This is a genomic window from Cetobacterium sp. (genome assembly GCF_048470075.1).
Classification (GTDB): Bacteria; Fusobacteriota; Fusobacteriia; order Fusobacteriales; family Fusobacteriaceae; genus Cetobacterium_A.
The window spans coordinates 1-7,002 of record NZ_DBGBQB010000009.1 but is presented as its reverse complement, the minus strand read 5'-3'; the positions used below and the strand labels follow the sequence as shown (position 1 = coordinate 7,002).

At 30.1% G+C, this 7,002-nt stretch carries 8 protein-coding genes and 1 pseudogene; 8 read left to right on the top strand and 1 reads right to left on the bottom strand.

Annotation, left to right across the window (positions count from 1 at the left end):
* The 8 genes and pseudogenes from ACMOUI_RS00285 to ACMOUI_RS00250 form a co-directional block, all read left to right on the top strand.
* Positions 1–990 (top strand): annotated as a pseudogene (locus ACMOUI_RS00285) (DNA mismatch repair protein MutL); the annotation flags it as partial.
* Complete coding sequence (gene rlmH, locus ACMOUI_RS00280; RefSeq protein WP_418963746.1) at positions 987–1,454, top strand: 23S rRNA (pseudouridine(1915)-N(3))-methyltransferase RlmH; 468 nt, start codon at positions 987–989, stop codon at positions 1,452–1,454. The pseudogene ACMOUI_RS00285 and the gene rlmH, both read left to right, overlap by 4 nt.
* Before the next feature lie 50 nt (positions 1,455–1,504).
* Positions 1,505–1,846: a hypothetical protein gene (locus ACMOUI_RS00275; RefSeq protein ID WP_418963745.1), complete on the top strand. Its 342-nt coding sequence runs from the start codon at positions 1,505–1,507 to the stop codon at positions 1,844–1,846.
* Positions 1,846–2,214: a DUF1934 family protein gene (locus tag ACMOUI_RS00270; RefSeq protein WP_418963744.1), complete on the top strand. Its 369-nt coding sequence runs from the start codon at positions 1,846–1,848 to the stop codon at positions 2,212–2,214. Before ACMOUI_RS00275 ends, ACMOUI_RS00270 begins: the two co-directional genes overlap by 1 nt.
* 52 nt (positions 2,215–2,266) lie before the next feature.
* Positions 2,267–3,691: a tetratricopeptide repeat protein gene (locus tag ACMOUI_RS00265; protein ID WP_418963743.1), complete on the top strand. Its 1,425-nt coding sequence runs from the start codon at positions 2,267–2,269 to the stop codon at positions 3,689–3,691.
* A gap of 21 nt (positions 3,692–3,712) precedes the next feature.
* The gene (gene lysS / locus ACMOUI_RS00260) at positions 3,713–5,191 is read left to right on the top strand and encodes a lysine--tRNA ligase (protein ID WP_418963742.1); all 1,479 of its coding nucleotides are present in this window, start codon (positions 3,713–3,715) and stop codon (positions 5,189–5,191) included.
* A 70-nt stretch (positions 5,192–5,261) separates the two neighbouring features.
* Entirely contained in the window at positions 5,262–5,603 is a 342-nt protein-coding gene (locus tag ACMOUI_RS00255; protein ID WP_418963741.1) for a CidA/LrgA family protein, read from the top strand.
* Positions 5,604–6,299 carry an LrgB family protein gene (locus ACMOUI_RS00250; RefSeq protein ID WP_418963740.1) on the top strand — a complete coding sequence of 232 codons (696 nt, stop codon included), beginning with the start codon at positions 5,604–5,606 and terminating at the stop codon, positions 6,297–6,299. It abuts the gene before it with no gap.
* A 268-nt stretch (positions 6,300–6,567) separates the two neighbouring features.
* Here the strand turns inward: ACMOUI_RS00250 and ACMOUI_RS00245 are convergent, their stop codons facing one another.
* A complete protein-coding gene (locus ACMOUI_RS00245) occupies positions 6,568–6,810 on the bottom strand; it encodes a hypothetical protein (RefSeq protein WP_418963739.1) in 243 nt (80 codons plus the stop codon).
* Between the last annotated feature and the right edge of the window lie 192 nt (positions 6,811–7,002).

Sequence of the window (7,002 nt, the reverse complement as noted above, 5' to 3'; positions counted from 1 at the left end):
GTAGAGGAGGCTTTGAATTTTAATAAAGATTTTAGTATGCCTACTTTTGAGGTAAAAAAGGAAAATTTGAATTTTAATGATATAAAAGTTTCAAGTGAGCAAAAAAAACCTTTTGAAATTTTTGAAATTAATGATATAAAAAGAGAGATAGAAATAAAAAAGGAAAATGAATCTTCTTTAGAAAAAGACAATAGTTCAATTATTGATAAGGAAACTTTTTTTAAATCTGAAGCGGAGCAAAAATTTGTTCCCATTAAAAGTGAATCTACAAAGCTTCAGATTTCTATTGATAACACTATAGAATCAGCGAACTCTTTAGAAGAAAAAGAAAATCATTTAGAGATTATTAAGATTGAAACTCAGGATGAACAAGTAAAAAAGCAGTCCTCTTACCTCTCTTCAAGTACAAATAAAAATAGTTTAGATAAAAAACTTAGAATTATTGGACAGTTTTCTAACTCTTTTATACTGGTTGAGGAAGATGGGGAGCTTATAATTTATGATCAACACATTGTTCATGAAAGAATTCTTTATGAAAAATTAAAAAGGGAGTATGCCGAGCATAAACTAGCCTCCCAAGCACTATTAGTTCCTATTAAGATATCTTTAACATTAAAACAAATTGAAATTTTAAAAGAAAAAATCAAATTTTTTGAAGATTTTGGTTTTGAAATAGATCAGTTTAATGATATGGATTTTTTAATTAGGTCCGTACCTACTTTAGATACAAAAGATTCTTTTGAAAATATTTTCTTTGAAACTCTTGAAGGAATTAATAAAGTAAACTCTAAGAATGAGGTTATTGAAAATATGATTATCTCAATGTCTTGTAGAGGTGCAGTTAAGGCCAATGAAAAGCTGACTATTCCTGAAATGGAAAAACTTATTTTAGAACTACATGAAATTGGACGTTTTACTTGTCCTCATGGCAGACCAATTACATTTAAAATAAGCTTATTAGATATGGAGAAGGGATTTAAAAGAAAATGAATATAAATATTGTATGTATTGGAAAAATCAAAGAAAAATACATTTTAGATGGTATACAGGAGTTTGCTAAAAGACTTCAAGCCTTTGGTAAACTAAAAATTTTTGAATTAAAAGAGGATGGTAATGATTCTAATAGAAGTATGTCTATAGAAAAAGAGTCCAAGGCAATTCTTGAAACTTTAGAAAAAAACAAAGGCTTTAAAATTCTGCTAGATATTCAAGGAAAAAACTTTTCCTCTGAGGAGATGGCGGCGCAGATTGAGAAGATAGGTCTCAACGGTGATAGCACAATTAATTTTATTATTGGTGGGTCTTATGGTGTCTCTGATGAGATTAGAAAAAATTCGGATTTGAGATTAAGTTTTTCTAAAATGACTTTCCCGCACCAATTGATGAGATTAATATTGATTGAACAGATATACAGATGGTTTAGTATAAATAAAAACACTAAGTATCATAAATAGTTTTTAATTTTATTTTTAATTTTATTTTTATAAAGTATTAGGAGGAAACAATGTATTCGCAAGGAGAAACTTTTTATCACAATATCGATGACGAGGAGTTTGAGCTAACAGTCTTAGAAAATCTTATTATAAGAGATAAGGAATATCTTATAACTGAGGATTTTGATGGAGCTAATTATATATTTTTATATGATGAGGATGAAGATGATTTAATCTTTGTCGATGACTCTAGTGAAATAAATGCTGTCTTAGACTACTGGAAAGAGGAGTATTTAGGGGCAGATAATATCGGAGATTGGGATGATGATGAGTATTATGATCGTGAGGATTCCTATGATCATGACGACTATTATGATATGGAATATGATGATGACGAGAAGGACTATTATTAATGGCTAAAATCATTATAAATAGCGTAGATTCATTTGGAGAGAAGATTTCTCAAAAAATGATAGCACAAAAAATAATGGACGGTAACACTACTATTTTTACCTATGATAATAAATATGGTAAAGGTGAGATAAGAATATCCCCTTGTTTCACCGAAATTTTAAAATTTGGTGAGATTCAGAGTAAGCTTTTATTAAAGCCAGAATCTAAAACAGATTTTATCTACAAAACTTCTTATTTCAAAAAGGATTTTACAGTTTTTTGTAAAAAATACGTTTATTCTGAAAATAAGTTGACAATTGACTATATTATATATGATAATAATGTAGAGATAAACCAATTAGAGATTGAAATAATTGAAGTACAATAAACACTAAAATAGAGCAATCTCCTTGCTCTATTTTTTATTAAAGGAGGGGTAAATGAAAAAAATATTTTTAATTTCTACAACGGCTTTGATTTTATTCAGTTGTACCAATCTTCAAACACAACTTCCTACACAAAGCAAAGTTGTTGTTCCTAGCATTAAAAATCCAACTTTACAACAGGATAACTTTTTTCTTAATGAGTCAGGAGTAGCATATTTATATGATCTTATTCAGAGAGATTCTTCAACAAATGCTATTAGAGAGTACTTACCATCTCAGATGATGGCACCTATGGAGGTTTATGCAGGAGAAACACTTATTATCAACAATATCAATGCAGATAGAGTTAAATTGATTTCTTCTCCTATTAAAACTGATTTTACTTTTAATATCAGTGGTAATAGTTTAAACTTCAATAGTCTTTATCAAGGCGAATATATTGCTGAGATTTACAAAGGATTCACATATGTTGGGACTGTTAAGATAAAAAATAAATTGAAATATAATTTTACTGAGAAAGATAATTATGGTATAATTTTAAACAGCTACAATAATAAAAATTTAGATCTATTGGTAAAAAGTGCCCAGTTATATTCAATTGCTTTCCCTACAAACAGTCAGCAAAAAAATGTAGCATTTATGGTACTTGATTTAAGTTCTGCAAATGAAAATCAACTTTTAATTAATAAAGAGATTAGATATTTAAAAGAAAACTTCTCACTTGATGAGGAGGAAAAAATAAAACTTCTTGCTTTAGAGGAGAAATCTAATGGTGGAAGTTTTATTATTAATAACTATTATCTAGATTATAACAGAAGTAATCTTAAGTTAAACACTGAGATTATGAGAGCTATTCAGCGAAAGAATAACGCTACAATGGACGAGTTACAATTCTTAGAAAAGTTCTATGGAGATTCTCAAAGTCCAGAGTTAGCTGTACTGATAGGTAAGTTATACTCACAAAAAGGAGATTCTGATAAAGGAAATTACTATTTAAGCTCAGGAAGCTCATCTTCTGGCTTAATCCCTGGAGTTCCTGATTTGGCAACTTCTATGACAGAAAGTTCTATTTCAAATTTAACTGGTTCATCTGAAGGTACATCTATTACAAATATATCACCATCTTCAGATTCCTCTAAAGATATCACAAATGGAATAGATGCTCTTAATCGTAAAAGTTATAATGAAGCCTTAATATTTTTTAATAAAGCTGAAGGTGGCTCAACTGATATCTCTGAGCTTAGCTTCTATCGAGGAAAAACGTATTTTTCAATGAATAACTTTGATAAAGCTTTATCTAACTTTGATAAAGTTTCTAACCCTGGTGAAAATACATCTGAATTATACTATTACCTAGGAGTTATCTACCATAAAAAGGGAGATGTTGAAAAAGCAAAAGATTACTTAAGAAAATCTAGAGAAAATAACCCAACTAGCACTTGGGGAAGAAAAAGTAGCATATATTTATTGAAACTATAAACTTAAAAAGGGAGAAAAACTATGGAAAAATACTTTGACAGAGTTGGAAAAGAACGTCTTGTAATGGAGCAATGGGAAAAAATAAAAGAGATTGAAGCTCTTGGAGTTTACCCATTCGGAAAAAAATATGATAAAGTTCATATGATTGGAGATCTTTTAGCATCTTCTCCAGAAGCAGAGACTACTTTCAAAACAGCAGGAAGAATTATGGGATTCAGAGAGCAAGGTAAAGCCGTATTTGCTCATATAGAAGATCAAACTGGTAAAATTCAAGTTTACATTAGACAGGATCAAATTGGAGAGCAAGCTTTTGAAATAGTTAAAAAATTAGGTGTTGGAGATATCATTGGTGTTGAAGGTACTTTATTTATGACTCAAAAAGGTGAGTTAACTTTAAGAGTTTCTCAAGTTGAACTACTATCTAAAAACGTTAGAGCGCTTCCTGAGAAGTTCCACGGTCTTACAGACGTTGAAACTAGATATAGAAAAAGATATTTAGACCTTATCATGAATAGAGATGTAAAAGAAACTTTCATGAAAAGAGTTAGAATTATAAATGGTATTAGAGAGTTTTTAAATAAAAAGGGATTCTTAGAAGTTGAAACTCCTATGATGCACCCTATCGTTGGAGGAGCTGCTGCTAGACCATTTATTACTCATCATAACGCGTTAGATATGGAGTTATACTTAAGAATCGCTCCTGAGCTTTATTTAAAAAGATTAATAATTGGTGGATTTGATAAAGTTTATGAGATTAATAGAAACTTTAGAAACGAAGGGATTTCTACTAGACATAACCCTGAGTTTACAATGATGGAGTTATACCAGGCATATGCTGACTATAATGACATGATGGATTTAACAGAGAGTTTATTCCAATACCTTGCTACTGAGGTTTTAGGAACAACTAAAATAGAGTACAACGATAAAGAGATCGATCTTGGAAAGTTCTACAGAGTACACATGGTTGATATGATTAAAGATGTTACTGGTGCAGATTTCTGGCAAAATCTAACAGTTGAAGAAGCGAAAGCATTAGCTAAAGAGCACCATGTTGAAATCGCTGATCACATGACTTCAGTTGGACACATTATCAATGAGTTCTTTGAGCAAAAATGTGAAGAGCATATTGTTCAACCTACATTTATCTATGGTCACCCTGTTGAAATATCTCCTCTTGCTAAGAGAAATGCAGAAGATTCAAGATTTACAGATAGATTTGAGTTATTCATCGACGCTAGAGAGTATGCGAATGCATTCTCTGAGTTAAATGATCCTGCTGATCAAAGAGGAAGATTTGAAGCTCAAGTTGAAGAAGCTTTACTAGGAAACGATGAAGCTACTGCTGTTATTGATGATGATTATATCGAAGCTTTAGAGTATGCTTTACCTCCAACTGGTGGATTAGGAATCGGTATCGACAGAGCTATTATGCTATTAACTGGTTCTCCATCAATCAGAGACGTTGTACTTTTCCCACAAATGAAAAGAAGAGACTAGTTTTATATTTAGAGGTGTTCCAAAGGAACACCTCTTTAATCTTTTATACAAAAGTACTGGAGGTTTTATTTTGTTGTATGAGTTTCTTATTATTTTAAGTATTAACTATTTAGGAGTTATCTTAGAAAAGGTTTTTCACCTTCCTACTCCTGGAACAGTTAACGGATTGATTCTTTTATTTATTTTTCTTTCTTTAAAAGTAGTAAAGTTAGACAGTATTAAAAATGCTGGTGAGTTTTTTATTGCTAATATGATTATCACTTTTATTCCCCCGAGTGTTAAACTTTTAGATGTTATTGATATTTTAAAAACTGACTTTTTTAAACTTATCTTTTTACTTATACTTACAACTTTGATTACTATGGTTGTTACAGCTCTATGCGTAGACTTTATGATGAGGGGGAAAAAATAGATGAAAGAACTTTTATTTGATAACGCTTTTTTTGGAATTTTTATTAGTTTAATTGCCTTTAAAATTGGAAAGGATATCTTCAATAGATTTAAGTGGCCTATTCTGAATCCAATTTTTGTTGCTCTAATCCTTATATTTATATTTATGGAAGTTTTTGATATTCCTACATCTTATTACAATAAAGGTGGAGATATATTAGGATTTTTTATAGCTCCAGCTACTGTCTGTTTAGCTATTCCACTTTATAAGGAGCTAGGAACACTAAAAAAACATTATAAAGTCATATTAGCAGGTGCTCTTATTGGTTCTATTACAGCTATTTTATCTGTTATTTTTTTAGGAAAACTTCTTGGAATTCAGGATATTATTCTATTATCTTTTGTTCCTAAATCTATTACTACTCCTATTGGAATAGAGGTTAGTAAACTTCTTGGAGGAATCCCTGCAATAACAGTTTTTGCAATCATGGTTACTGGAATAGCAGGAAATATCTTTGCACCATTTATGTTAAAACTTTTTAGAATTGAAAATGCTGTTGCTAAAGGATTGGGTATTGGAATTTCAAGCCACGCAGTAGGGACTAGTAAAGCTATTGAAATGGGAGAGGTTGAAGGAGCTATGAGTGCCTTATCCATAGTTATAGCTGGTATTATAACTATCTTTATCGCCCCCTTACTTTTAACAATTCTTAAATAGATGTAATATAAAAAACCCTCCTGGGGGGGAGGGTTTTTTCATAACACGGGGGAGTGTTAAAAAATAAAAAAGATTAAAATAGATTTTTGGGGGGTATATAGATCTATTCAATCAAATTCGGTCTCGGTTATTAGTATATAATAAGAACACTTTTATGTCAAGTTTTTTTTTGGAACATTTCTCTTTTTTGAGTTGTTCCATTTTTTATGATGTATCTCTGGATTTTGTTATAAAAATGAAAAGAGTGGATAAAATCCACTCTTTTTTACTATACTAATCCTTTTTTTATCATTGCAAGAGCATACTGGTGAGCATCTACAGTTGCACTAGCATAAGCAAATTTTGTTTCTCCTTCAAAAAATCCATTTAACAAAATCTGTTGTTGCTCATCTATATTCATTGTTAACCTCTCAATTGTTAACTTACCCTCTTTATATTCCTCTATTAATGCATAATAAATAGAATCAAATGTACTGTCATAAATTTCATCTTGTATTTCTTCAAAAAACATTTTTTTACACCCCTTTTTGGTATAGTTTCTTTACTGTTTAATGTTAACATTTTTTATCAATTTTGTCAACAATTATCCTATATAAGCTATTTCAAAGTTTTTATGTACTCCTAAAAACTTTGTTTTTAACTCCTTATAATTTTCTTTTAAATAGATCAGTTGTTTAAAAAGCCCTTGTGACCCATTCTTTAT

Excerpts from the sequence above, each read along its gene's own strand:
- ACMOUI_RS00245 (WP_418963739.1), bottom strand. The coding sequence starts at position 6,810 with ATGTTTTTTGAAGAAATACAAGATGAAATTTATGACAGTACATTTGAT.
- rlmH (WP_418963746.1), top strand. The coding sequence starts at position 987 with ATGAATATAAATATTGTATGTATTGGAAAAATCAAAGAAAAATACATT.
- ACMOUI_RS00275 (WP_418963745.1), top strand. The coding sequence starts at position 1,505 with ATGTATTCGCAAGGAGAAACTTTTTATCACAATATCGATGACGAGGAG.
- ACMOUI_RS00250 (WP_418963740.1), top strand. The coding sequence starts at position 5,604 with ATGAAAGAACTTTTATTTGATAACGCTTTTTTTGGAATTTTTATTAGT.
- lysS (WP_418963742.1), top strand. The coding sequence starts at position 3,713 with ATGGAAAAATACTTTGACAGAGTTGGAAAAGAACGTCTTGTAATGGAG.
- ACMOUI_RS00265 (WP_418963743.1), top strand. The coding sequence starts at position 2,267 with ATGAAAAAAATATTTTTAATTTCTACAACGGCTTTGATTTTATTCAGT.
- ACMOUI_RS00270 (WP_418963744.1), top strand. The coding sequence starts at position 1,846 with ATGGCTAAAATCATTATAAATAGCGTAGATTCATTTGGAGAGAAGATT.